The sequence below is a fragment of the Rhizobium sp. BK313 genome, from assembly GCF_014193655.1.
GTDB lineage: Bacteria > Pseudomonadota > Alphaproteobacteria > Rhizobiales > Rhizobiaceae > Rhizobium.
This window is the reverse complement of sequence record NZ_JACHZQ010000001.1, coordinates 455,412-481,294: the sequence shown is the minus strand read 5'-3', so window position 1 is coordinate 481,294 and position 25,883 is coordinate 455,412. Positions and strand designations below refer to the sequence as shown.

The 25,883-nt window shown below is 58.9% G+C and carries 24 protein-coding genes; 14 read left to right on the top strand and 10 right to left on the bottom strand.

What is annotated here, in order from left to right:
• Positions 1-36: 36 nt before the first annotated feature.
• Complete coding sequence (locus tag FHT86_RS02250) at positions 37-1,479, bottom strand: hypothetical protein (RefSeq protein ID WP_133705245.1); 1,443 nt, start codon at positions 1,477-1,479, stop codon at positions 37-39.
• Between the two features lie 302 nt (positions 1,480-1,781).
• On the opposite strand from FHT86_RS02250, the gene FHT86_RS02245 reads away from it, so the two are divergent.
• The 5 genes from FHT86_RS02245 (at position 1,782) to FHT86_RS02225 (ending at position 7,025) form a co-directional block, all read left to right on the top strand.
• Positions 1,782-2,393, top strand: coding sequence for a 50S ribosomal protein L25/general stress protein Ctc (locus tag FHT86_RS02245; protein ID WP_133705244.1), 612 nt, complete (start codon positions 1,782-1,784; stop codon positions 2,391-2,393).
• 245 nt (positions 2,394-2,638) lie between these two features.
• Positions 2,639-5,005: a bifunctional diguanylate cyclase/phosphodiesterase gene (locus tag FHT86_RS02240; RefSeq protein WP_133705243.1), complete on the top strand. Its 2,367-nt coding sequence runs from the start codon at positions 2,639-2,641 to the stop codon at positions 5,003-5,005.
• A gap of 16 nt (positions 5,006-5,021) precedes the next feature.
• Positions 5,022-5,753, top strand: a complete 732-nt coding sequence (locus tag FHT86_RS02235; RefSeq protein ID WP_133705242.1) for an ABC transporter substrate-binding protein — start codon at positions 5,022-5,024, stop codon at positions 5,751-5,753.
• 75 nt (positions 5,754-5,828) lie between these two features.
• On the top strand, positions 5,829-6,545 hold the full coding sequence (gene pth / locus FHT86_RS02230; protein WP_133705241.1) for an aminoacyl-tRNA hydrolase: 717 nt from the start codon (positions 5,829-5,831) through the stop codon (positions 6,543-6,545).
• A complete protein-coding gene (locus tag FHT86_RS02225) occupies positions 6,546-7,025 on the top strand; it encodes a GNAT family N-acetyltransferase (protein WP_133705240.1) in 480 nt (159 codons plus the stop codon).
• A gap of 18 nt (positions 7,026-7,043) precedes the next feature.
• On the opposite strand, the gene clpS is transcribed toward FHT86_RS02225, so the two are convergent.
• Positions 7,044-7,355 (bottom strand): ATP-dependent Clp protease adapter ClpS, encoded by a 312-nt coding sequence (clpS, locus tag FHT86_RS02220; RefSeq protein ID WP_133705239.1) that lies wholly within the window; start codon positions 7,353-7,355, stop codon positions 7,044-7,046.
• 314 nt (positions 7,356-7,669) lie between these two features.
• On the opposite strand from clpS, the gene ychF reads away from it, so the two are divergent.
• Positions 7,670-8,773 carry a redox-regulated ATPase YchF gene (gene ychF, locus FHT86_RS02215; RefSeq protein WP_133705238.1) on the top strand — a complete coding sequence of 368 codons (1,104 nt, stop codon included), beginning with the start codon at positions 7,670-7,672 and terminating at the stop codon, positions 8,771-8,773.
• A 21-nt stretch (positions 8,774-8,794) separates the two neighbouring features.
• Here ychF and FHT86_RS02210 read toward each other — a convergent pair whose 3' ends face one another.
• Complete coding sequence (locus tag FHT86_RS02210; protein ID WP_133705237.1) at positions 8,795-9,919, bottom strand: hypothetical protein; 1,125 nt, start codon at positions 9,917-9,919, stop codon at positions 8,795-8,797.
• Between the two features lie 182 nt (positions 9,920-10,101).
• Between FHT86_RS02210 and FHT86_RS02205 the strand changes: the two genes are divergently transcribed.
• Together FHT86_RS02205 and FHT86_RS02200 are read left to right on the top strand one after the other, a co-directional pair.
• Positions 10,102-10,566 (top strand): MaoC family dehydratase, encoded by a 465-nt coding sequence (locus FHT86_RS02205; protein WP_133705236.1) that lies wholly within the window; start codon positions 10,102-10,104, stop codon positions 10,564-10,566.
• Positions 10,563-11,030, top strand: a complete 468-nt coding sequence (locus tag FHT86_RS02200) for a MaoC family dehydratase (protein ID WP_133705235.1) — start codon at positions 10,563-10,565, stop codon at positions 11,028-11,030. Before FHT86_RS02205 ends, FHT86_RS02200 begins: the two co-directional genes overlap by 4 nt.
• Before the next feature lie 74 nt (positions 11,031-11,104).
• On the opposite strand, the gene FHT86_RS02195 is transcribed toward FHT86_RS02200, so the two are convergent.
• The 4 genes from FHT86_RS02195 to petA form a co-directional block, all read right to left on the bottom strand.
• Positions 11,105-11,647 carry an adenine phosphoribosyltransferase gene (locus FHT86_RS02195; RefSeq protein ID WP_133705234.1) on the bottom strand — a complete coding sequence of 181 codons (543 nt, stop codon included), beginning with the start codon at positions 11,645-11,647 and terminating at the stop codon, positions 11,105-11,107.
• Positions 11,648-11,765: 118 nt separating this feature from the next.
• Positions 11,766-12,632 (bottom strand): cytochrome c1, encoded by an 867-nt coding sequence (locus tag FHT86_RS02190; RefSeq protein ID WP_133705233.1) that lies wholly within the window; start codon positions 12,630-12,632, stop codon positions 11,766-11,768.
• A 22-nt stretch (positions 12,633-12,654) separates the two neighbouring features.
• The gene (locus tag FHT86_RS02185) at positions 12,655-13,929 is read right to left on the bottom strand and encodes a cytochrome b N-terminal domain-containing protein (RefSeq protein ID WP_133705232.1); all 1,275 of its coding nucleotides are present in this window, start codon (positions 13,927-13,929) and stop codon (positions 12,655-12,657) included.
• A gap of 14 nt (positions 13,930-13,943) precedes the next feature.
• Positions 13,944-14,522 (bottom strand): ubiquinol-cytochrome c reductase iron-sulfur subunit, encoded by a 579-nt coding sequence (gene petA / locus FHT86_RS02180; protein WP_133705231.1) that lies wholly within the window; start codon positions 14,520-14,522, stop codon positions 13,944-13,946.
• Positions 14,523-14,993: 471 nt separating this feature from the next.
• On the opposite strand from petA, the gene FHT86_RS02175 reads away from it, so the two are divergent.
• Entirely contained in the window at positions 14,994-15,941 is a 948-nt protein-coding gene (locus FHT86_RS02175; RefSeq protein WP_133705230.1) for an endonuclease/exonuclease/phosphatase family protein, read from the top strand.
• 53 nt (positions 15,942-15,994) lie between these two features.
• Here FHT86_RS02175 and FHT86_RS02170 read toward each other — a convergent pair whose 3' ends face one another.
• Positions 15,995-17,857: an ABC transporter ATP-binding protein gene (locus FHT86_RS02170; protein ID WP_133705229.1), complete on the bottom strand. Its 1,863-nt coding sequence runs from the start codon at positions 17,855-17,857 to the stop codon at positions 15,995-15,997.
• 174 nt (positions 17,858-18,031) lie between these two features.
• A complete protein-coding gene (locus FHT86_RS02165) occupies positions 18,032-19,885 on the bottom strand; it encodes an ABC transporter ATP-binding protein (RefSeq protein WP_133705228.1) in 1,854 nt (617 codons plus the stop codon).
• A gap of 393 nt (positions 19,886-20,278) precedes the next feature.
• Between FHT86_RS02165 and FHT86_RS02160 the strand changes: the two genes are divergently transcribed.
• The 4 genes from FHT86_RS02160 to FHT86_RS02145 all read left to right on the top strand — a co-directional run bounded on the left by FHT86_RS02160 (position 20,279) and on the right by FHT86_RS02145 (position 24,466).
• On the top strand, positions 20,279-20,758 hold the full coding sequence (locus FHT86_RS02160; RefSeq protein ID WP_133707045.1) for a tRNA (cytidine(34)-2'-O)-methyltransferase: 480 nt from the start codon (positions 20,279-20,281) through the stop codon (positions 20,756-20,758).
• 96 nt (positions 20,759-20,854) lie between these two features.
• On the top strand, positions 20,855-22,021 hold the full coding sequence (locus FHT86_RS02155) for a hypothetical protein (RefSeq protein WP_246779361.1): 1,167 nt from the start codon (positions 20,855-20,857) through the stop codon (positions 22,019-22,021).
• A gap of 212 nt (positions 22,022-22,233) precedes the next feature.
• Positions 22,234-23,877 carry a Na/Pi cotransporter family protein gene (locus FHT86_RS02150; RefSeq protein WP_133705227.1) on the top strand — a complete coding sequence of 548 codons (1,644 nt, stop codon included), beginning with the start codon at positions 22,234-22,236 and terminating at the stop codon, positions 23,875-23,877.
• A gap of 178 nt (positions 23,878-24,055) precedes the next feature.
• Positions 24,056-24,466 (top strand): VOC family protein, encoded by a 411-nt coding sequence (locus FHT86_RS02145; RefSeq protein WP_133705226.1) that lies wholly within the window; start codon positions 24,056-24,058, stop codon positions 24,464-24,466.
• 14 nt (positions 24,467-24,480) lie between these two features.
• On the opposite strand, the gene FHT86_RS02140 is transcribed toward FHT86_RS02145, so the two are convergent.
• Positions 24,481-24,744 (bottom strand): hypothetical protein, encoded by a 264-nt coding sequence (locus tag FHT86_RS02140; protein ID WP_133707044.1) that lies wholly within the window; start codon positions 24,742-24,744, stop codon positions 24,481-24,483.
• A 157-nt stretch (positions 24,745-24,901) separates the two neighbouring features.
• On the opposite strand from FHT86_RS02140, the gene hemF reads away from it, so the two are divergent.
• Positions 24,902-25,813, top strand: a complete 912-nt coding sequence (gene hemF / locus FHT86_RS02135; protein WP_133705225.1) for an oxygen-dependent coproporphyrinogen oxidase — start codon at positions 24,902-24,904, stop codon at positions 25,811-25,813.
• Positions 25,814-25,883: the final 70 nt, after the last annotated feature.

The following is a 25,883-nucleotide window of genomic DNA, read 5'->3' as shown; positions in this document are numbered from 1 at the left end:
GCCGCTCACGCGCCGGCCAGCAAGTCGGACGTGGCCTCAAAGCCCCTTCATCACCTGCCCGTTCACCGTGACGGTCCGATCCTCATCCATCGTGACATCCCAGCGCAGGCGGCCGTCCGGATCGGTCTTGGCAAAGCCCTTGGCGGCGATCAGGCTGAAGGAAACGCTGTTGAGTTGCGGCTCCGTCTTTGCAGCATCCTGAATGGCGGCGACCGTCCTGTCGAAATTGCGGGCGAGGATCGTCGCCTGCAGCGAGTAGCTTGGGTGATGCTTCGTGGAGCCCTTCAACGCGCCGGAGACCTCGACGTCGTAGACGCCGGAAGCCACGCTGATTCTCGGGAATTCAAGGGTCCCATAGCCGCTCGGGAACATGATGCGCTTCAATGCTTCGCCAGAGACCGGCGTCGCGCGCGCGGTCACCGCTTCCAGAGCCGTGTCGATAAGACCTTCGAAATTGACGTTGGGAATCCCGAGCTGCACATCGACCGTCTCTGGCAGGAAGGCCGCATAAGCGGGCGGAATAAGGTCCGCGTCCGGTGTGAAATGCTCGGCCCGCAGGCCAAAATTGATGTTTGAGGCCTTGGTCAGGCCATCCATCCTGAAACTGTAGTCCAGCGTTTTGACGCCAACTTTCCCTCTATCGGTCTCCACAAGCGCGTTGTTCAGCGTCACCGTCTCGTTCAGCGAACCAAATACCGGTAAGGCGCGGCGCACCAGTTCCTCGAACTTCTCGCTGCCGCTTTCCGACAATTGTTTGGCCTTGATGTGCTGAATGAAGAAGCGGACGAGTTCACGCAGCTCCTTCACCGGCAAGCTCGTCGCGGTCACTTTGACATCGATGCTGTCGGCACTCAGATTGACGGATGGGGCACCGGGCGCGGCGACTTGTTCGCTGAGATGCTGCAGCGTGCCCTGCGATTGCAGATCCACTTTGCCGGCCTCGCTGCTGTCAGTCACCGCATGGGTGAATGATGCACTATCGATCGTGGCATCTATCCTATGCCCGCTATTTCTGCCGCTGCCGATACTGGAGAACTTGGCGCCACTGCTCTTCACCTCCATCGATCGCATCACTTCGATCGTCGGGTCGAAAATGCCGTCGACGGAGCTGGATGCAACCGAATAGGTGAGGTCGGATGCTGGCGAATGAACCGAAACGTCGAGGCTATTGTCGCCCTTGAGATGCCACCTGCCTTGGTCAACCGGCTGTGCAAACAATGACAGCGGCTTCAGGCCGGTAACCGAAAGCGCGCCGGAATTGATCTTGTCGAAGAATTTCGCGAGATCGTAGGTAATCTCATATTGATCTCCCGCGGGTTTGACGGCGACGAAACCGCTGCGGGCGAGATCGTGCGAGAGCGAATGCGTCAGGATATTGCGCAACTCCCTGGCGCCCTGCTCATTGACGTCGGCCGCCTGCGAAACACCAGCGAGACCGATAGAAAAAACTGCGGCGGCGGCGATAGCCTTGGGGCGCATACCCGACCTCTCCCTTTGACGCTGATCGATTGGAGTCGACTGTTGAAGAGGCCGACAGTATATGTCAAGCCATTGATAGAAATAGCATCGTCGGCTCTTTACCATGAGTTGCAAAGTCATCACAGATGCGCTTTCTCCGGAGATGCTTGCGCCGTCGGCCTCTTTGTATTATACGCCACGCGTCCGCGTAGACACCCTTGGAGGCAACGCGGATGAGGCAGGGCTTGCTCTCCTCCAGTTCAATCGATCCAGGTATGCCTATGATCGGATGAACTCTCCAAATAACCTCGAAAGGAATAGCCATGAGCCACGAAAGCTACGAGCTCAAGGCCGAGGCGCGCGAACGGGTTGGTAAGGGGTCCGCCCGTGAACTTCGCCGCAACGGTTTCATTCCCGCTGTCATCTATGGTGACAAGCAGGCCCCCATTTCGATCACTCTCAACACCAATGAGGTGACGAAGCGCATTCATGCCGGTGGTTTCCTCACCACGATCGCGACGATCGACGTCGACGGCAAGAAGATCAAGGTTCTGCCGAAGGACTACCAGCTCGATCCGGTCCGCGACTTCACGGTCCACGTCGATTTCCTGCGCGTCTCCGGCAATACCCAGGTGACCGTCGATATCCCGGTTCACTTCGTGAACAACGAAAAGTCCCCGGGCCTCAAGGCTGGCGGCGTGCTGAACATCGTTCGCCACGAAGTCGAAGTCCACTGCCCCGCCGATGCGATCCCGGAATTCTTCACTGTTGACCTGTCCGATCGCAAGAGCGGCGACAGCATTCACATCTCGGATGTGACCTTGCCGAAGGGCGTGTCCCCGGTCATCACCGACCGCGACTTCACGATCGCAACGATCGTCGCTCCGGCTGCAGGTCTTTCGGAAGAAAGCGGCGAAGAAGAAGCCGGCGCTTAATCGCCGTCTTCATCGCGACGCAGTCAGACCCGCCTCCCCTCAAGGGGATGGCGGGTTTTTCATGTATAGATTCTAATAAAAGCAGTAAGAAATCTAAAAATTCCTGAAATCAATACTCGATTTAAATCCATTAACCCCACGGTTTCAGCAACATTTAACACATTCGTGAAAGTTTACGCCGAAGAGTTGTAGAGAACGGCCAACCCCAAGATCAGCCGGTCTACGACTGGGGAGCAAGCGGAACTATGAGCCATTCCGTCGAAAACAGGTTTTTCGCGATCGTCTGCGGCGCGCTGCTGATTTTCGTCGCGCCGCTCTTCGTGTTATTCCTTTTTCTTTCGTCAGAGCGCGCTGAAAAGGAAATCAAAGACCATATTTCCGTCCTGCTCGTCGCCAACGCCCAGGCGCTGGCGAAACCGCTATGGGACCTCGACGAAGACAGCGTCACCCAGATCAGTGCAACGACGGTCGCGGAGGGCGCAATCGTCAAGGTTAATGTCCGCGACCTCTCCGGCCAGCTCGATGTTACCCAATCAACCATCCCGAGGTCCTACAAGGGCCTGCTGGAGTCCATCGCCCGGCCAATCATCTACAACGGCGTGGACGGCGCGAGAAATCTCGGCACCATCACCGTCTATTACCCGGCGCTCGGCCTCTTCGACGGCTTGAAGAATGAGGAGATCGTCTTCATCTCGATCTTCATCTTCGCCGTATTGACCGTTTTCGGCGCTGCCCTCATCGGCAATCGCATCTTCGTCATTCAGCCGCTCATGCGGCTGACCCATGCCATCGAAGCGACCCGGCGGCTCGGCTCGCGCCATCATGTCGATTGGCAGTCGAACGACGAAATGGGGCGTCTCGCGCGCAGCTTCAACGACATGCAGAGCAAGCTGGAGCGGGAGGAAACCGAACTGAAGCTTGCCCACCGTCGCGCCACCGACACCTATAATCTGACGCCGGCCATGCTGTTCTCGCTCGACAAGGACGATTGCATCGCCGCCGTCAGCGATTATTGGTTGGCCGCCACGGGTTACGCTCGATCCGACGTGCTTGGATGCAAGTTTGCAAGCCTGGTCCTGCCGGAATCTCGCGAGAAATACACCGAACGCAAGCGCAGCCGTCCGGACAGTGCCGCCCGTCTCGACGTCACAGTGAAATTCCTTTGCCGGGATGACCGGGTCATGGATGTGCTGATCCTCGAGACGACGGCGATCCAGGATGGCCTTTCGCTCTCGGTCATGACCGATGTCACCGACCTCAAGCAATCCGAAGACCGAAACCTGCGCCAGGCGATCACGGATCACCTGACCGGCCTGCTGAACCGTCAGGGCTTCGAGACGGCGCTCGATGCCAAGATCAACGAGGCGGATTTGCGCAAACGCGAACTCGCCTGCCTGTTCGTCGATCTCGACCGCTTCAAATGGATCAACGACAATATGGGTCATGCCGCCGGCGACGCGGCGCTCCGCGAACTGGTTTCGCGCATGCAGGCACGATTGGTGCCGGGCGACATCGCTGCCCGCCTCGGTGGCGACGAATTCGCCATCCTTCTGCTTGCCGAAGACGCTGAGAAAAGGGCGTTCGATATGGCGGCGCGCATTGCTGAAGTCTTCGATACGCCTTTCGGTGGCGACGCCCGCCTTAGCGCCAGCATCGGCATCGCCATTTATCCGCGCCATGCCGCCAATGCCGCGGAGCTACTGCTGAAATCCGATATAGCGATGTATGCCAAGAAGCGCGACGGCAAGAATGGCGCGCAGATCTTCGATAACAGCATGCTGGACGATTCCCGTCGCCGTGCCGAGCTGGAGAGCTACATCGAAAGCGGCTTGAGCGACGACTGGTTCGAAGCGCACCTGCAGCCGATCGTCAATATCGACGATCGCTCCATTGCCGGCTTCGAAGCGCTGATGCGGCTGCACCATCCGCAGAAGGGCATCCTGCCGCCGGCCCGGATCATCGACGTCGCCGAGGAGACCGGCTCGATCGTGCGCATCGGCAACCGCATTATGGAAAAGGCGATCTCTCACTTCGCCCGCCTCTCGCACCTCGACGGCATGCAGGACACCTATCTCGCTATCAATTTCTCGCCGCTGCAATTCGAGTCCGGACTACCGGTGCGCATCGCCGCCCTGCTCTCCCGCCACGATATCCGCCCGGAGCGTATCGTCGTCGAAATCACCGAAGCCGTGTTGATGGACGACAATCCGGAGACGCGCACGGTCATCAACGAGATCTGCCGCTATGGCTGCCGTATCGCGCTCGACGACTTCGGTACCGGCTACTCGTCGCTGAGCTATATCAACCGTTTCCCGGTCGACATCATCAAGATCGACCAATCCTTCATCCGTGCAATCAACGATACCGCCTCCGACGTCAGCGCCAAGAGCCGCATGCTGGTCGAAAGCATCACAACGTTGTCGCACAAGATGAACTGCACCGTTATTGCAGAAGGCATCGAGACCGAGGAAGAGTGCGCAACCCTGCGCGCCATGGGTCTCGATTATGGCCAGGGCTATCTTTTCCACCGGCCGCAGCATCCGAACGATCTCGTGAAGACGCTTGCCGGACCGCGAGCTGATTACCTCACCCCTGTGGCGCAAGCATCATAGCGAGACGAGGAAACACATGCGAAAACTGCTGCTCTCGGTATTTTTCAGCCTGTCCTCGCTCAGCTTCCCTATCATAGCCCACGCCGATACCGTCAATTTTACCACCGAAGAATATCCCCCCTTCAACTATCGTGACGGCAAAACCCCCGTCGGCGCGACTGTCGAACAGGTGGAAAAGATAATGAGCGATATAGGCGTCGACTATTCGATAGACGTGATGCCTTGGGCTCGAGCCTATAGTCAGGCGCAGACGACCCCGATGACCTGCGTCTTTGCCACCGCTCACAATGACGCTCGCGACAAACTGTTCAAATGGGTCCAGCCGCTGCTGATCGATCGCAACATCCTGATCAAGCATACCGGATCCAGCGTCACAGCCACCACGCTCGATGACGCCCGGCACTACGTCGTCGGCACATGGCGAGAAGATTATACCGAGACGACGTTGCGGCAAGCCAACTTTACGCGGATCGATATCGCTAGCGACTTCAGAGCTACGCTGAAGAAGCTGATGAGTGACCGCATCGACTTGATGCCGATATCCGAAATCTATTTCGACAAGCTGAAGAAGGATGGCAATGCGGTAGAAGAGGTCGCCGTTCTCTCCGCACAGCCGATGGGCATAGCCTGCCAGAAGGATTTCCCGGACGATCTGCTGAAGAAGATGCAGACCGAGCTCGATAGCTTGATCGCCAACGGCACGCAGAGGCAAATATTTTTGAAGTACGGGCTGCACCTCGGTAACTGACAAGATTGCCGCCTTGACTTTGCCGTCAATTCGCTGTCGTGAAGGGCATCAGCATTTTCCAAGAGGTGAAGCGCAATGCTTCTTATCGCGGGTCTCGGCAATCCCGGCGCCAAATATCAGGACAACCGTCATAATATCGGCTTCATGGCCGTGGACGCGATCCATCGCCGCCACAGCTTTTCGCCCTGGTCGAAGAAATTCAGGGCGGAAATCGCGGAAGGCGAGCTTGGCGGCCAAAAAGTTCTGCTGATCAAGCCACAGACCTTCATGAACCTCTCGGGTGAATCCGTCGGCGAGGCCATGCGCTTCTACAAGCTGGAGCCCTCCGACCTCGTCGTCATCTATGACGAACTCGATCTGCCTGCCGGCAAGGCACGGTTGAAGACCGGCGGCGGCCATAACGGCCATAACGGCATCAAGTCGATCGATGCCCATTGCGGCCGGGAATATCGCCGGCTGCGTCTCGGCATCGGTCATCCCGGCGTCAAGGAGCTCGTGCACAATCATGTGCTCGGCGACTTCGCCAAAGCCGACCAAAGCTGGCTGGAGCCGCTGTTCGACGCTCTCGCCGACAATGCCGACATGCTGGTGCGCGGCGAAGATTCGCAGCTCATGAACAAGATCGCGCTTGCCCTGGGCGGCAAGGCGGAAGAGGAGACGCCGAAGCCGGAAAAGAAGGCCGTGGCAAAATCACACATCCATCAAGCTCGCAATCATAGCCAGCCGCGGATGCCTGAGAGTGGCCCGATGGCCGAGATGCTGAAGCGAATGTTCGGCAAGAAGGACGATTGAATGGCGGCGGCAGCAACGGACGGGGCCATAGATATTGTGATCCGCCCGGCCGCCACCGGCGACCTGCCTGCGCTGCTGGCCCTCTACCGCCATCTTAACCACGACGATCCCAACATGGATTCCCGGCTTGCGGAGGACCGCTTCGCGGAGGTCCTCGCTCATCCCGGCATGACGGTCTTCGCAGCCTTCGAAGGCGACCTCGCCGTTTCCTCGGTTACCCTGATCGTCATCCCCAACCTGACGCGTTGTGGCGCTTCCTATGCATTGATCGAAAATGTCGTCACCCATGCCGATCGCCGCCAGCGCGGCCATGCGCGGGCGCTGATCAAAACGGCCATCGCGACGGCGTGGGAGAAGAATTGCTATAAGGCGATGCTGCTCACGGGCTCCAAGGAGCCGGCAACGCTGCGCTTCTACGCCAATTGCGGTTTTTCACAGGACAAGACCGGATTTCAGATACGACGTCCCGTCGCGGGCTGACATCCCTCTACCCCCAACCTATTCTTCCGGCTCAGTGGTGAACATCAGCGGAAAGCCGGCGCTTTTTGCCAGATCGATCGCTTCCTGCGCTTTGGTCTCGGCAATATCCCTGGCGCAGACCATGACCACGCATGTACCGAGCTTATGGGCGGTCATCATGACGCGATAGCCGGCCTCCTCGCTCATACGAAAGACGGCCTTCAGCACCATGATGACGAATTCACGCGGCGTGTAATCGTCGTTGACGAGAATAATCTTATAAAGCTTCGGCCGATCGACCTTTGGCTTCGTCTTGGTCTTCGGTTTTAGGACAACATCATTGTCACTCATCGGAGTCACCGTTGATGACAGGGAAAAGGGCTTGTGGCTGATAGCAAATTTATACTGCACTGCAACCAGTCATTCAAGGAAAACAACGTTTTCAGGACGGTTATCAGATCAATCGACCGTGAGGAGAAGGCAACTCCGACGTGGACTACAATTCCATCGACCCAGCACCGAATGTCCAGGCCCCGCGCAATCGGCTGCATCGCTAAAGCGTCCTCCTCTGCAGAAAATCGGCGCATCCTCCGCGCAAGGCTTGACCCGCAACGGCCCTTCGCCCATACGCACAGCAAAGATTTTCAAGATATGGACAAGGTGCCATGGGTTTCAAATGCGGTATCGTCGGGTTGCCGAATGTCGGCAAGTCCACTCTGTTCAACGCGCTGACCAAGACGGCGGCGGCGCAGGCAGCGAATTATCCCTTCTGCACGATCGAGCCGAACACGGGTGAAGTGGCGGTTCCCGATCCGCGCATGCGCAAACTAGCTGACATCGCCAAATCGAAGGAGCTGATCCCGACGCGCATCTCCTTCGTCGACATCGCAGGCCTGGTGCGCGGCGCGTCGAAGGGCGAAGGCCTGGGCAACCAGTTCCTCGCCAATATCCGCGAAGTCGACGCCATCGTACACGTGCTGCGCTGCTTCGAAGACAGCGACATCACCCATGTCGAAGGCCGCATCAATCCGGTGGCCGACGCCGAGACGATCGAGACCGAACTGATGCTCGCCGACCTCGAGAGCTTGGAGCGCCGCACCGAGCAGACGCGCAAGCGCGCTACGGGCAAGGACAAGGAGTCCATGGCGATGCTGCCGCTCATGGACGCCTCGCTCAACCTGTTGAACGAAGGCAAGCCGGTGCGCACCCTGCTGTCGAAGCTCGATGCCGAAGAAACCCGCATCCTCAAGGGCCTGAACCTTCTGACCTCGCACCCCGTCCTCTACGTGTGCAACGTTGCCGAGGCTGATGCCGCGACCGGCAATGAATATACGGCCGCCGTCGCCGCCATGGCCAAGGAGCAGAATTCCGAAGTGGTGATCATTTCCGCCGCCATCGAAGCGGAAGTGGCGCAGCTTCCCGAAGAGGAATCTAAGGAATTCCTCGCGGCTCTCGGCCTCGATGAAGCCGGCCTCGACCGGCTGATCCGCGCCGGCTATAAGCTGCTGCACCTCATCACCTATTTCACCGTCGGCCCGAAGGAAACGCGTGCCTGGACGATCGAACAGGGCACCAAGGCCCCGCAGGCCGCCGGCGTCATCCATTCCGACTTTGAACGCGGCTTCATCCGCGCCAACACCATCGCCTACGACGATTATATCGCCTTCAACGGCGAAACCGGTGCCAAGGAAGCCGGCAAAGCGCGCGACGAAGGCAAGGAATATGTCGTCCAGGACGGCGACGTCATCCACTTCCGCTTCAACACTTAAGACACGACGGGATTTCCGGCCTCACCTGAGCGCCGGCAGCCTTCCCTGGACGGATGCCGGCAGCAACCGGACGACAGTGCGGCGCAGATGCGGCCAGCCGACACCGATCACCAGCACGATCAAGCCGACGATCATCAGCACGATGAAGCTGACCTTGTCGAGACCGGCATTGTTCTGCCGCAGAATGGCACCGATCGCGACGCCGAGTGACATCAGCCCCGCAGTCACGAAAGCGCGCCTGTCGATGATCAGGCCGATCAACATCATGATCACCACAACAGCGACGATGATCAGCGCCTGTGGATAGCCGCCGTGCTCGATGCCGGTAAAGAAAAAGGTGTCGCTGTTACCGGCCTGAATCTGAAATATTAGCAGGATCGCCGTGTAGAGCAGCGCCGGCGCCGTGGCGAGATGCAGCCAGAAAGCCACATCAGAGCGACGCGTCCTGCGGCTGGGATCGCTGAGATCGAAACACATCGCCACAGCGAATGCCCCGAGCGCGGCCGCGAACATGATGCCGAGCGACAGCAGCGGATAATTCAGCACGACATTCGAGGCGCCGGTGGCAAGGCCGATCAGATAGAAGACGGCGGCCAGCAATAGTGTAAACAGCGAGAAGAGCAGCATCGCCAGCGACAGCGGTACGCGATAACGCCAATAATACAGCGCAAGCAGCGGCGGAAACGGCAACGCAATCGTGATCCAAGAGGTCATGAGACCCGGGCCGCCGGCACTTTGCGCGCCGAAATACATCACGGTTACCCAGAAGGTCCAATAGACCAGCGCGATCGTCAGCACGACAGCGGGAAGCGCAAGACGCTGGCGACGGACCAGGATTTCGGCCAGGACAATGATGGCCGGCAGCGGCCCGTAGTAGCCGGTGAGGCCCCACAAGCCCGCGAGGAGGACAATGATGCCGATGGTGATGAGCACGTCATGAAAGCCGCGGATGAAGCGCGGCGCTTCGCTGTCCTCCAGCGGATTCGCCAGATCATCCTCGCGAGGTTGCGAAAGATCGTTCCTGACGACCGTGTTGCTGGCGCCGATATTTCGCTCGGCCAGATAAGGCAAAAGCCGAGCCGCCTGATCCGCGGAAATAATCCCCTCGCCGGTGGCGCCTTCCAGCGCGGTCTTGAGATCGCTCATGTCTATCCCTGCTTGGTGACGATGTTGCCAAGCCTCATCACATCGCCGGCGCGCAATCAAGGGCTGCGAGTGCTGGCGGGTGATCGCCGCGCCTCTTTCCCATCGCGGCCATGAAAATGCTTGCGCCATTGCCGCTTGGCGTGCGATTGCGCACGGACGGAATGAAGAGACCGGTGGCGGATATGGCAAAACTGACATATGAGGATTTTCAGTCGGGACAGGTGTTTCCGCTCGGACCGAAACATGTGACGGCCGAGGAGATCATCGAGTTTGCGCGCGAGTTCGATCCGCAACCGATGCATCTCGACGAGGCCGCCGGCCGCGCCAGCATTCTGGGCGGGCTTGCTGCCTCCGGCTGGCACACATCGGCGATGTTCATGCGCATGATGACCGACAGCTACCTGCTCAATACCGAATCCGAAGGCGCACCGGGTATCGATTTCATGGATTGGAAAAAGCCGGTGCTGGCGGGCGATACGCTTTCGGGCCGTTCGATCGTACTCGAATCCCGCGCCATGCGTTCCCGCCCCGGCATCGGCATCGTCAAGTTCCGTCACGAGGTGGAGAACCAGCGCGGCGAGCTCGTTTGCCTCGGTGAGAACTCGACCATGGTCCGTATGCGCATGCCCATGGAGGCTTCCGCATGAAGATGACGGAGCTTTTCCTGATCGGCGAACGGGCCGAGATCGGCAGCCATACGTTCACGGCCGAAAACATCGTCCGCTTTGCCTCGCGCTTCGACCCGCAGGTTTTCCACATGGACGCGGAGGCAGCCAAGCAAACATTGTTCGGCGGGCTCTGCGCTTCGGGTTGGCACACCTGCGCTGTCTGGATGCGCACCTTCGTCGATTATTGGGGAGGCGAAACTACCCGCCTCCAAGCCGAAGGCAGAAAACCGCCAAATCTCGGCCCTTCCCCCGGCTTTCAGAAGCTGCAATGGCTACGCCCGGTCTTCGCCGGGGACACCGTTATTTATGGGGTCACCTTGCTTGCCAGCCGCCCGCTGGCGTCGCGCCCGGGCTGGACGCTCAATACTCTCCTCTGCGACGGAACCAACCAGCACGGCGCGGCGGTGTTGCGGTTCGAGAGCACTGTGCTGGAGTTTGAGTAACACCTCGCGAAGCACGGTTGCGAAACGTGTGGCAAACGTAGGGCCCTATCTCGCCCTCTGCGGGCGAGATTTCTTCAATGCCCGGCGAATTCAACCAAAGTGTGAACGGGCACATCGAGCGCTTCCAGCTTCTTGCGGCCGCCGAGATCCGGCAGGTCGATGACAAAGCAGGCGGCAACGACCTCGGCACCGATCTGGCGCAACAACTGTGTGGCGCCCACAGCGGTGCCGCCGGTAGCGATGAGGTCGTCGACCAGGATCACCTTCTCGCCCGGGTTTACGGCGTCCCGGTGCATCTCCATCTCATCGACACCATATTCAAGGCTATAGGCGATGCGTACGATGTCGTGCGGCAGCTTGCCCTTCTTGCGGATCGGCACGAAACCGGCCGACAACTGATGCGCTACGGCACCGCCCAGAATAAAGCCGCGTGCTTCCATGCCGGCGACCTTGTCGATCTTGGTGCCGGCATAGGGTTGCACCAGTGCGTCGACTGCACGACGGAACGCCTTGGCATTGCCGAGCATCGTGGTGATGTCACGGAAGATGATGCCGGGCTTGGGATAGTCCGGAATGGAGCGGATGCTGGCGGCAAGCTCCGAAGCGATAGTGTCCATGTAAATATGTACTCTCAGGCTATAATGGGCCGGCGCACCCTATCAAGACCCGTGTCCGATACCAACAAAAAAGGCGACCGCAACGGGCCGCCTTTTTCTGATTGCATGGCTAGACCGCTTAGTGCGCGCCGGCCTTTGCGTAGACAGACCGCTTGGTGAGATAGATCAACACCGAGAAAATCAGCAGAAACACGATGACCATGAAGCCAAGGTGCTTGCGGTCCTCGAGATGAGGCTCCGAGGCCCACATCAGGAACGACGCCACGTCCTTCGCATACTGATCGACCGTCTGCGGCGAGCCGTCGTCATAGGTGACCTGGCCGTCGGAGAGCGGCTTCGGCATGGCGAAGGTCGCGGCCGCGTCGAAATACGGATTGTAGTGCGAGTTCTGCGGCACCGTGAAGCCGGCTGGTGCATCTTCGTAGCCGGTCAGCAACGAGTAGATATAATCCGGGCCGCCTTCCTGATACTGCGTGAAGATATCGAAGATGAACTGCGGGAAGCCGCGTTCGACTTCGCGCGCCTTGGCAAGCAGCGACATATCCGGCGGTACCGCCCCGTTGTTCGAGGCGGCTGCCGCCTCGTCGTTCGGGAACGGCGACGGGAAATGATCGGATGGAAGAGCCTTGCGGGTGAACATTTCGCCCTGCGGGTTCGGACCGTCCTGCACTTCGTAATTCGCCGCGAAGGTTTTGACCTGCGCTTCCGAATAGCCGAGTTCTTCCAATGTGCGGAACGGAACCAGCTTCATCGAATGGCAGGCGGAACAGACTTCCGTATAGACCTTCAGGCCGCGCTGAAGCTGCGCTTTGTCGTAGTAACCGAAGGGGCCGGAGAAGGTCCAGTGCTGCTCCCTCGGTTCCTTGAGCGGATAATGCGGCGTCGCGGCTTCCGCGGCGGGCTTGGTCTCCGCGGCAACGGCGGCAACCGTGGCGCTGCCCCCGATGAGTGCGATCGACAAAAGGCCGGCAACAAGCTTTCTCATTGTTCTCTTCCTCTATCGCCGGTTACGCTTCAACCGGAGCGGCTGTTTTGCCATTCTGCTTTTCAAGGACCGCCTCCGTAATCGAATTCGGGATGCGTCTTGGTGTTTCGACCAGGCCGAGAACCGGCATGGCGACGAGGAAGAACAGGAAGTAGAACAGCGTCGCAAACTGCGAGATCACGACGAAGTTGCCTTCGGCCGGCTGCGAGCCGAGCCAGCCGAGCAGAATGGCATCGGCGACGAACAGCCAGAAGAACAGCTTGTACCACGGACGATAGACCGCCGAACGGATCTTGGAGGTATCGAGCCAGGGCAGGAAGAACAGCACGATGATCGCGCCGAACATCGTCAGAACGCCGCCGAGCTTGGAGTCGATCGGGCCGATGTTGAAGGTGATCGAGCGCAGCATCGCGTAGAACGGCAGGAAGTACCATTCCGGAACGATGTGCGCCGGCGTCTTCAGCGGATTGGCCGGAATGTAGTTGTCTGCATGGCCGAGGAAGTTCGGCAGGTAGAAGACGAAATAGGCAAACACCAGCAAGAAGATGGAAACGCCGAGCGCATCCTTCAACGTTGCATAGGGTGTGAAGGCCACGGTATCGGTCTTCGACTTGACTTCAACGCCGGTCGGGTTCGTCTGGCCGGTCACATGCAGTGCCCAGATGTGCAGGATAACGACGCCCGCAATCATGAACGGCAGCAGGTAATGCAAAGAGAAGAAGCGGTTGAGCGTCGGATCGTCGACCGCAAAGCCCCCGAGGAGGAAGGTCTGGATCCAGTCACCAACCCATGGGAAGGCCGAGAAGAAGCCGGTAATGACGGTCGCACCCCAGAAGGACATCTGACCCCAGGGCAGAACGTAACCCATAAAAGCCGTCGCCATCATCAGCAGGTAGATGATCACGCCGAGAATCCAGAGGATTTCGCGCGGCGCCTTGTAGGAGCCGTAATACAGCCCACGGGCAATATGGAGATAGACCGCCACGAAGAAGAAGGACGCGCCGTTGGCATGCATGTAGCGCAGCAGCCAACCGTGGTTGACGTCACGGACGATCTTTTCGACGGAGTTGAAGGCGATCGTCGTATCTGCTGCATAATGCATTGCGAGAACGACGCCGGTCAGGATTTGCAAAACGAGCATCACGGCCAGCATGGCGCCGAACGTGTAGGCATAGTTCAGATTGCGCGGGACCGGATAGGCGATGAAACTGTCATAGACCATACGCGGCAGCGGCAGCCGCGCGTCGACCCATTTTTCGAGCCCCGTGGATGGCTCGTAAGACGAATGACCACTCATGATTCAGCTCCCCCTCAACCGACCTTGATCTTCTTTTCCGACGTGAACGCATATTGCGGTATGAAGAGGTTTTGCGGCGCAGGCCCATGGCGAATGCGACCGGCGGTATCATAGACCGAACCGTGGCAGGGACAGAACCACCCGCCATACTCCCCAGCCTGGCCGAGCGGTATGCAACCGAGGTGGGTGCAGACGCCGACCATAACGAGCCAGTTTTCCTTCCCATCGCCTGCCGAACGGGCAAGATCGGTTGCCTGGGCATCAGCCGGAAGATTGGCATTGCGGGCGACTGGATCCTTCAGGTCCGAGATCTGCGCGCCCTTCGCATCGTCGATTTCCTTTTGCGTGCGGTTACGGATGAAAACCGGCTTACCGCGCCATTTCACCGTCAGAGACATGCCAGGCTCCAGGCTCGACACATCGACTTCGATGGAAGCAAGAGCAAGTGTCGATGCATCCGGCCGCATTTGATCGATAAACGGCCAGGCGACGGCAACCGCGCCCACTGCGCCAGCCATTCCCGTCGTCAAATAAAGGAAATCTCGGCGAGTTGGCTCGCCCGTGGAATCACTGCTTGTAATATGCTCGCTCAAGGCTGGACCATCCTCTTCCGCAAAACCCGCAGCTAGACGCTACGGTATCCCCCTCACGCACGACGAATCAACGGGACCATAATTCCGCCATAGATTCCTCCGTAACCCGCCGCGTTCTAAGCTTGATCGCAAATTATGTCCAGTCTTGGCAAGGGGTGGGGGCACAATGTCGCGGGAAAACTGCGCTATTTGCCCGCGAGTGCCGAGCTTAAAATCCAAGCCGTCAGTCAAACCGGCGTAAACACATGAAATATCGCGAGATTCGCACAATAGATTTTTGTATCGCGGAGCAAAATAAACAGCGATTTCAATGCTGCATTGCAACATAATCGGCCACATCCTCACCGCTGATCTATACTAAGCTTTACTTCCTACTCCTTAAATCTGAATGGATTTAACGAGCGACTTATGCGCCTTTATGGCGCCGTCACCGCTCCCAGAGCCACTAGAAATATGGCTGAGGACACAATTATGAGACACACGATCTACTGCGTTCTATGCGTCCTTGCCTCGCTGGCGCTGGCCGTACTTGCGGCGCGTTATGCAACCGATCTCTGGCTGCTCGCCTTCTTCGAAAGCCTGCAGACACACATCAGCCTTTTCGCCATCGCGCTCGCCCTGCTCGCCCTTGTTTTCAAGCGGCATTGGTATGCGGTTTTCCTGCTCGCCTTCGGCGCCGGGCTTGCGGTTCATTCGGTCGTGATGCTACGCGAATATGCCGCCTCCCCTGCCGCGAACCCTCCCGCCGCGGCGGAGGCAGTCAAGACCTTCAAGCTGCTTTCCTTCAACATCGAGGACAGCAATCTCGAAAACGGCGCCCGCATCGCCGACCTCATAGTCGGCTCGAAAGCCGATGTGGTGGAGATTTTCGAGGCGAGTCCGATCGGCTCGCAGCTTCAACGCATAATCGACATCTATCCGTATCGCATTGGCTGCGGCGTCATGACGAACGATTGCGATTCCCTTATATTGTCAAAGCGACCGTTTCGAATGCAGTCGATGCGCAGCCTCGGCAGCCTCTGGGACAATCGTTTTATCCTCGCAACCATCGACATGGACGGCCAGCCGGTGAATTTTGCGTCGGCCCATCTCAGCAAGCCCTATTTCGATGAGTTTCACATGGTCGAGCTTGATATCATGGCGCAGCTTCTCAAGGACGTACGCGGCCCGCTAATCCTTGCCGGCGATTTCAACGCATCCGTCATCGCGCCCGACATGCGCTATTTTCTGAAAGAGACCGACCTGCGCCATAGTTTTCCCGAGCCCGCCACGTGGCCGATCTCCGGCGGCGCCTACGGCATCGCCATCGACCATGTCTTCGCGCGTGCGCCGCTCCAGCTGAACTCGGTCCAGCAGATACCGGATGCAATGGGATCGAACCATTACGGGCTGGTGACGGAATTCAGCATCCCAAGATAGCGTATTGAATCCGCGAAGAATTATGCGATCTGTTCCGGCAATCGGGAATTACCCTACTCCGCGTCTGCCGCGATAAAACCGCCGGACTGACGCGCCCAGAGTTCGGAATAGAGCCCACCGCGTGCAATCAATTCCTCGTGGGTGCCGTGTTCGATGATCCTACCCTTGTCGATGACGATCAGGCGATCGAGCTTGGCGATGGTCGAGAGGCGATGTGCAATCGCAAGCACCGTCTTGCCTTCCATCAACGTTTCCAGATTGGATTGCAGTGCCGCCTCAACCTCGGAATCCAGAGCAGAGGTCGCCTCGTCCAACACCAGGATCGGCGCGTCCTTCAGCATGACGCGGGCAATCGCGATGCGCTGGCGCTGGCCGCCGGACAGTTTGACGCCGCGCTCGCCGACATGGGCGGCATAGCCCTTGCGGCCCTTCTGGTCCTCCAGCGTCCCGATGAATTTATCCGCCTCCGCCCGCCGCGTCGCCTGTGCCATCTGCTCCTCGCTCGCTTTCGGGCGACCAAAAAGAATATTGTCGCGGATGGAACGATTGAGCAGCGCTGTGTCCTGCGTCACCATGCCGATCTCGCCGCGCAGCGACTCCTGCCGGACGGCGGCTATATCCTGTCCATCGATCAGGATGCGCCCGCCTTCGAGATCGTAGAAACGCAGCAGCAGATTGACCAGCGTCGTCTTGCCGGCACCGGAGCGACCGACGATGCCGACCTTCTCGCCGGCACGAACAGTCAGCGAAAAATCGTCTATGACACCGCTGCCGCGCCCATAGTGAAAGGTTACGTGTTCGAAGCGGATTTCTGGACGGACGATCTGCAGATCCCTGGCACCTGGTTGATCGACTAGGCCGATCGGCTCGGAGATCATCTCGGCGGAATTCTGGATCGTGCCGAGATTGCGCATGATTGCATTGAATTGCGCCATCATGCGACCGAACAACATGTTGAGCCGCAATACCATGCTGAGCGTGAAGGCAACCCCGCCGGTTGAAATCTCGCCTGCGAGCCAAAGATGGATAGCGAGGGCCGCGATCGTCGTGATCATCACGCCGGACAGCAGCGCCAGCGACGAACGAACGCCGGTCAGAAGCCGCGTGAACGGCATGACGGCCGCCTGAAAGCGATCGAAGCCTTTACGGATGTAGTCGTCGTTCTGCTCTTCTCGGCCGAAAAGCTTCAGGGTCTGGATATTGGCATAGGCATCGACCATGCGGCCGTTCAACATCGATGACGCCTCGGCGGCGTTACGCGCATGGCGGCGAATGCGTGGCACGAAATAGCGGGCGAGCAGTGAGAAGACACCGATCCAGACTGCGATCACCAGCGCGAGGCGCCAATCGAGCCCGCCGACCAGCGCTATGGTCGAGGCCGCGTAGATGATGATGAACCAGACCACCTGCAGCAGCGACACGACAAGATCGCCCGTCGACTGCCCCGCCGACCAGACCTTGGTAACGATGCGGCCGGAAAAGTCATTCTGGAAGAAGCTTACCGACTGGCGTGCGACATGCATGTAGGCCTGCCAGCGCACGAGATTGAGAAAGCCGGGGACAACCACCTGTTCTTCAACCAGCGCCCCAAGGCTGACCACCATGAAACGGACGATAAGCACGACGAAGACCATGCCCAGCAGCGCTTCGCCATGGCCGGAAAGCAATCCTGCCCAGCCCGCTCCCGGCTGTACCTTGTCCAAAATGTCGACGAGATGCCCGACGAACCAGAACAGCGCCGCCTCCAGCACCGCCACGGCACCGCCAAGTGCCGCCATTGCCAGAAACGGCCCTTTTGCTTGACCGACATAGTACCAGATGAAAGCCCAAAGCGACCGCGGCGGCCGAAGATCGCCAGTGCGGTAATATGGATCAATCCAGGTTTCGAACAAGCGATAGACGGAACGGATCAGCATCCCAGCGATATAGGAGGTTTTGCCTGGGGTGCAAAGGAAGGTGGGTAAGTGGAAAGGTTATATTTTTGTCATGTTTGAGATGGCCGCAAACCGTCAAACGGACATCGAATGAGTTGGATCATTGAGCAGCGCCAGCCGAAACAAAAAAAGGGCGAGCCCGAAGCTCGCCCCTTCTCATTCTGCTGCCGCCTCGGCCTCTTCGTGATCCGCCAGGAATCCGCCGGACTGCCGGTTCCAGAGGTCGGCATAAATACCGCCGTGCTGGACCAGATCGTGATGGGTACCCGTCTCGACGATGCGGCCCTTGTCGAGGACGATGAGGCGGTCCATCTCGGTCAGCGTCGACAGCCGGTGGGCGATGGCGATTACCGTCTTGCCCTGCATCAGTGCGAAGAGGTTTTCCTGGATCGCCGCTTCCACTTCGGAATCGAGCGCCGAGGTTGCCTCGTCGAGCACCAGGATCGGCGCGTCTTTCAGGAAGACGCGGGCGATGGCAATGCGCTGCCGCTGGCCGCCGGAGAGCTTGACGCCGCGCTCGCCGACCTGAGCGTCGAGCCCCTTGCGACCCTGCATGTCGGCCAGCCCTTCGATGAACTCCCAGGCATTGGCGCGCTTGGCCGCCTGGATCACCTCCGCATCGATCGCTTCCGGATGACCATAGGCGATGTTGTCGCGGATCGATCGGTGCAACAACGACGTATCCTGCGTCACCACGCCGATCAGCGAGCGCAGGCTGTCCTGCGTCACCTTGGCGATATCCTGGCCATCGATGGTGATGCGCCCGCTTTCGAGATCGTAGAAACGAAGCAGCAGATTCATCAGCGTCGTCTTGCCGGCGCCGGAGCGGCCGACCAGACCGACCTTCTCGCCGGCCTGGATATCGAAGGTCAGGTTGTCGATGACACCTTTGGTCTTGCCATAGTGGAAGCGGATATGATCGAAGTGGATCGCCCCCTGTTTGGCGGTGATCGCGGGTGCCGCCGGTACGTCGACGATATCATGCGGCTTCGTCAGCATCTCGATGCCGTCGTAGATCGTGCCGATGTTCTCGAACAGCGCCGAGACTTCCCACATGATCCATTGCGACATACCGTTGACACGCATGGCGAGGCCGATGGCGATGGCGATGGCGCCGATCGAAATCGAGCCGCTCAGCCAGAACCAGATCGACAACGCCGAGATGACGAACAACGCCACGCAGTTGTTGACGTAGACTGCGATGTAGAACAGCGTCACCTTGCGCATCTGCCCGTAGACCGTCTGCAGGAATTCATCCATGCCGGCCCTGGCATAGCCTTCCTCGCGGCCCGCATGCGAAAACAGCTTCACCGTCGCGATATTCGTATAGCTGTCGACCACCCGCCCCGTCATCGTCGAGCGTGCATCGGCCTGGGCGGCTGCGATCTTGCGCAGCCGCGGGACGAAATAGCTGACGATGCCGATATAGACCGCGAGCCACACCACGATCGGCAACGCCAGCCGCCAATCCGCCGCGACGATCACCAGGATCATCGACAGGAAATAAGTGACGACATAGACGAAGACGTCGAGGATTTTCATCACGGTTTCGCGCACGGCAAGCGAGGTCTGCATCACCTTTGTGGCGACACGGCCAGCAAACTCGTTGGCGAAGAAGGTCATGCTATGGCGCAGCAGGAAGCGGTGCATCTGCCACCGGGCGATCATCGGATAGTTGCCGAGCAGCACCTGGTGCATGATGATGGAATCGAGCACGGCCGCCAGCGGCAGGCCGACCAGCACCATCGCGCCCATCCAGAAGAGCTTCTGCCACTCCGTCTGCAGGAATGTCGCCTTGTCCGCATGCGACAGCCAATCGACGATATCGCCAAGGAACTGGAACAGAGCCACCTCGCCGATGGCGATCAACATGGTGAGAATGGCCATGGCGATCAGCCAGGGCGCGGCCGGCTTGGTGTAGTGCCAGCAGAAGGCAAAGAGACCCCGCGGCGGAACGTCCGGCACTTCGCTCGGAAAGGGGTTTAGTCGCTGTTCGAACCAGCCAAACATGAAATGCTCCAAAGACTCGACCCTTCCGCCACCGCTTCTGCGTCTAAAGGGATCGCAGACTGATATGGTGGCCGGGCGATGAAAGAACGAGGCCATATCGGCCGCGTAATGAATCGAAAAGGGGGAACTCGCAAAAACGCGCTTAAAGCGCCCGGATCATAGCCATGGGGTCATGGCCGGGAGGCGCATCATCACAAACAAGATATTCATCTGAGCCTCCCCTGTCGCAAGTTGTAGAGCGGTTGTGTTTTACCGTGCATTGATCAGTTTGAAAAGGGAAATGTGCCCAAAAATGCGCCGGAATCTTCAATTCTGCTGATGAAGACATCACAGAAACAAGGGGATTCGACAAAAAGCAAAGACAACTCCCGGCAATTTCGCTAGTTGCAGGACATGACTTCGCTGCGCATCGCCCTCTACCAGCCCGACATTCCCGGCAACACCGGCACGATCCTCCGGCTCGCCGCCTGCCTCGGCCTCGGCGTCGATATCATCGAGCCGGCCGGCTTCGACATATCGGATCGCAACCTCAAGCGCGCCGGCATGGATTACCTCGCCGCCGTCACACTGACGCGACATGTCAGCTGGGAGCGTTTCGAGGCCTGGCGAGCGGAAAGCGGGCGGCGATTGGTGCTCGCCTCCACCAAGGCAGCCGAACGCTATACGGATTTCGCCTTCCGCAAGGACGACATCCTGCTCTTCGGCCGCGAAAGCGCTGGCGTGCCCGATCATGTACATGAAAAGGCCGATAGCCGCATCCTGATCCCGATGGTCGGCGGCCAGCGCTCCATCAATGTCGCGATGTCCGCCGCGATGATCTCGGGCGAGGCGCTGCGGCAGACAGACTGGTCGCAAATGTCGCGGCAAATCTGAAAGCCGCGGTGGCCAATTGCCGTTGGCATGTCGGGTAAAGTGTGAGAAGCTTTTTTACGGAATGCTTTACCGTACGGCAGCCTGGCGAGGTGACCCATGTTCCAGACGGCATTCACGCTCACCCTCACTCAGTTCGCGCGCACCCTCAGCCTCCCCGAACGGCTGCAGCGCTCACCGCTACGCAATCTCACCCTGGAAGCGCTTCGCCAGCGCAACACTGCGTTCGACGCGCTGTTCTACGACGTCAAAGTCATCACCCCGGAAGAGGCCTTCTACATCAGCGGCTCGCTTGCGGCCGAAGGCTCGATCATGATCGTACCGCCGAGCGGTGGTGGCGCGCTCACCCTTTGCGAAACGCTGGAGGAGTTCGCGCTCCGCGGCGGCGGCGATGCGCAAGCTCTTGCCGTCGCGGGCATCGGTGGCTCCGCTCTCGGTGCGGCTGCCTTCGCCCGCAACGTCGCCGACGCGATCGACGCACCGGTCGCCGTGGTCATCTCAGGCTATGGTCTGGCTGACATCATCACAGAGGCGTTTGGCGGCCACTTCTTCTTCGGTCATCTGAAGGGCCTGCGGCCTGTATTCCAAATGCTGGACGATTTCGCCGGTCGGCCCAAATTCGGCGCCGCTGACATGAATGACGACGAGACGTCATCGCGCACCAGCCTCGACACCAGGACCGTGCGCGCGCTTCTTGCCGACCCCCGCTTCTCCTTCCGCCTGCTTGCCGGCCACTCCAAAGGCAATCTGGTCATTTCAGCTGCCCTTCATGAGCTCTGCAAACAGGACGAAGTCCGAGCCGAAAAGCTGGCGGAAAGAGTGAAGATCGTCACCATCGGCGCGCGTATCGCCATGCCGCCGATCTTTTCCGATGTGGTCGATATCATCGGCGAATGGGACTGGTTCGGCGAGATGAACTCCAGGCCATTCATTCCGGCCGATCAGCGCGTGCCGCATGCATGGCATCACACCAACACGGATCTGAGCGGCCATCTGCCTGTGACCTCCGTGCTCAAAGAGATTTTGGCCACTGCCCCGACTTCGGAAAAGGCTCAACCGGCACCGGCATTGCATGTCGTGGCCAAGGCGGAGGCATCAACCGTGGCAACGACCGAAACCGAAGTCCCATCGTCCCCGCTGCGACCGATGCGACGGCCCGCAACGATCAAGAAGGTCAAAGAGGCTTTCTCCGAAAAAACGTTGGCCGACATCTCCCCAATGCGAGCCGATTTTTCCGGCGAGATGCAGCCGCCGAAACCGCACTAAAATCGGGCACTGCGCAAATATTGTGTCCATATGTCGCTCGCAGTGTTGGACCACGAGCCATCACAGGCATATAATCCTTAGCCGGCAAGCGAAAATGCTGCGATTCACCAGACAGATTCAAGCGCTGAAATCCGTGCCTTTTCAGTGGTTTTCCTTCGGTTTCCGATACTCGTTGAAAACATGGCGGCATGAGAAAGATATAAAAAGACGAAATGGAATCCACTGTCGTCATGATCAATTTGTTCGGGGCTGTGGCTTTGCTGCTGTTCGGCCTCGCACAGGTGAAGGATGGGGTATCGCGCGCCTTTGGCGCCAAGCTGAGAACCAGTCTTGCCAGCGGTACGCGCAGCGGGTTTCGCTCCTTCGTCTCCGGCTTCGTGGCAACGGTCGCGCTGCAGAGCTCCACTGCAACGGCGCTGATGATCGCTTCCTTCGTTGAGCGCGATCTCGTCCTGCCGAGCATGGCGCAAATCGTGCTGCTTGGCGCCAATGTCGGCACCGCGGTGACGGCCTGGATCGTCGCGACCGGCATCGAATGGCTGTCACCGCTGATTATTCTCATCGGTATCGTGCTTTATCGCCGCTCATCCACCACCAAACAGGGGGCGGGTGCAGCGCTGATCGGCATCGGGCTGATGCTGCTGTCGCTGCAATTGCTGAGCCTTGCCACCGCGCCGATGCGGCAATCGCCGGCGCTTGCCGCCTTTATTAGCCTGCTCGACGGCGCTCTGCCCGTCGCGTTGATCTTTTCGGCCGTGCTCGCCTTCGTCTCGTCCTCCAGTCTCGCCGTGGTCGTGCTGATCCTGTCGCTCGCCTCGACCGGCATTCTCTCTCCAGCTCTGACTGTCGCGCTCGTTCTCGGCGCCAACCTCGGCGGCGCGATCCCGCCGGTCATGGCCACCCTCTCCGGCCCCGCCACTGCGCGGCGTGTGACGCTTGGCAATCTGATCGTGCGCACCATCGGCTGCCTCCTTGTCCTGCCCTTTGCAGGCTATATCGGCGAGTGGATGCAGGCCTTGCATTTTTCACCGGCTAAGCTGCCGGTGGATGTGCATCTGCTCTTCAACATCGCCCTTGCCATCTGCGCCTGGCCCTTCTCCTCCTTCCTATCGAAAACGATGCAGCGGATAGTGGCCGACGATCCGCAGGCCGACGACGGGCCGAAGTTTCTTGATCACAACGCGCTCAACACGCCGGTCGTAGCACTGGCGAGCGCCACGCGCGAAGTCCTGGGCGTCGGCGATCTCATCGAGCGTATGCTGATCCGAACGGAAAACGCGTTCAACAACAACGATCTGGCTCCTCTGAAGGAAATCGCGGTTCTGGAAAAGCGCGTCGACCGGATTCAGCAGGAGGTGAAGATCTACCTTTCGAAGCTGGGACGCGAGGGGCTGGATGACGAAAACGGCCGCCGCTCGATCGTCATCATCGATTACGCCATCAACCTCGAACATATCGGCGACATCATCGAAAAGGGCCTGGCGGAACAGGTGGCAAAGAAGATCGGCAAGGGCCTGACCTTCTCGGACGATGGCTATCAGGAGCTGCAGAGCCTCTTCAACCTGACGATCGACAATCTCCGCATCGCCCAGACCATCTTCGTCACCCGCGATTTCAACCTCGCCCGCCAGCTCATGGAGGTGAAGGTTGATGTTCGCCGGCTGGAAAAACAATCTTCCGAGCGTCACCTCGAACGCCTGCGCGACGGCCGCGTCGACAGCCTCCAGACCAGTTCGCTGCATCTCGATATGCTACGCGACCTGAAGCGCATCAACGCCCACATCGTCTCCGTGGCGCATCCGATCCTTGATGAGAGCGGGCTGCTGATCGAGAGCCGCTTGCGGAACACACAATAGCCGGTTCAAGTAATCCGCGCCGCGCGAGGGCGAATATAGAGATCGGAAAAGGGAAGAAAAACCGTCTCTTATGCATTGATTACACGCAATAATATCGAAATTCGAGAGGCATTATATTGCCGCCACTTTAGAAGCCTATGCTGTAGGGCATTCTCAGATGACAAGCGGAGGAAGCGTCATGCGTCTGAATGCCTATCTGATCTTCGATGGCGATTGCCGGCAGGCTTTTGAATTCTACCGCCAATGCCTTGGCGGTGAACTCACAGTCATGGATTACAGCCATCCGGATGTGGCAAGCCACATGCCGGAGCACTGGCGCGAAAAGGTCATGCACGCGCGGCTGACGGTCGGCGACGCTGTTTTGATGGCCTCGGACGGCAGGCCAGGCGAAACCGGCAAAAAATACGGTTTCTCGGTTTCCGTTCAAGTCAACAAGGCAGATGAAGCGGAGAAGTTGTTTGCAGCATTGCAAGAGGGTGGGACGGTCACCATGCCGATCACCGAAACGTTCTGGGCAGATCGTTTCGGCATGCTAGTCGACAAATTCGGCGTGCCATGGATGATCAACTGCGAGCGTTCGACCGCCTGAATATATCGGTCGATTCAATCCGCCGACGGTAGGCGTCGCATGGTGAATTCGATGCGATCGCCTTCGACCTGCCGCCAGCTTTCGACTTCGGTCCAATAGGCGGCTTTCGGAAATTCATCGAACCACTCGCGCGCCTTGGCCCGGGCTTCCGGGCGGCTGAGACAAAAGGTCTCGCGGACAAAATCACCTTTGCCGCCACCAGCGGGCTTTTCCTGCCGGTAGCGTGATATTCTGCGTCTTAACCCGTCAAGGGGCGGCGGTCCGGGTATTTTCATGATGAAACCTCGCCTTTGAGAGGGAACATAATACCGCATTTGGCAATTTGCGAGTCGATTTTCCGACGGAGCTGCACGCTGGTGACGGTGCAGTGTTGCTGATATTCACATCAGGAATCGAATCGCGGGCCTCTGCCGCTCGCACCGCCGGAGAGCATGCATGGAACGACCGGAACTACCCAAAGGACTGCCCGAGGACATCGAAGAGAAAAAGGAAGCTGCGCGGGGCTGGTTTGAGAGCCTGCGCGACGCGATCTGCGCCCAGTTCGAGCAGTTGGAAGACGAGCTTGTCGGCCCCCTCTCCGACCAGGAGCCGGGACGCTTCGTCGCCAAGGACTGGCTGAGGGAGAACGGTGAAGGCGGCGGCGGACGCATGTCGATTATGGAAGGCCGTGTCTTCGAAAAAGTCGGAGTCCATACTTCCACCGTTTACGGCGAATTCTCGCCCGACTTCCGCGGCCAAATCCCAGGCGCCGAGGAAGATCCGCGCTTCTGGGCCTCCGGCCTGTCGCTGATCGCTCATCCCGTCAATCCGAATGTGCCGACCGTGCATATGAACACGCGCATGGTAGTGACGACCAGCCATTGGTTCGGCGGTGGTGCCGACCTGACACCGATGCTCAACCGGCGGCGTACGCAAGAGGATTCCGATAGCGCCCTCTTCCACCGCGCGATGCAGATTGTTTGCGACCGTCATACAGTTGCCGACTACCAGCGCTATAAGACATGGTGCGACGATTACTTCTATTTGAAGCATCGCAATGAACCGCGAGGCATCGGCGGCATTTTCTTCGACTGGCTGCATTCTGGGGAGGAGGCAGGTGGTTGGGACGCCGATTTCGCCTTCACACGCGATGTCGGGCGCGCATTTTCCATGGTCTATCCGCGGATAGTGCGCTCGAATTTCAATGACGTATGGTCCGAAGAGGATCGTGACGAACAATTAATTCGTCGCGGGCGCTATGTGGAGTTCAATTTACTTTACGATAGGGGTACAATATTCGGGCTGAAGACTGGCGGCAACGTAGAGTCAATCTTATCGTCCTTGCCTCCCGTCGTGCGTTGGCCGTAGCATGCCGAAGATAAATAATCAGAAAAACCCTGTAATCGTTAGGAGGAGTACCTAGGTTAGGTAATGCTCG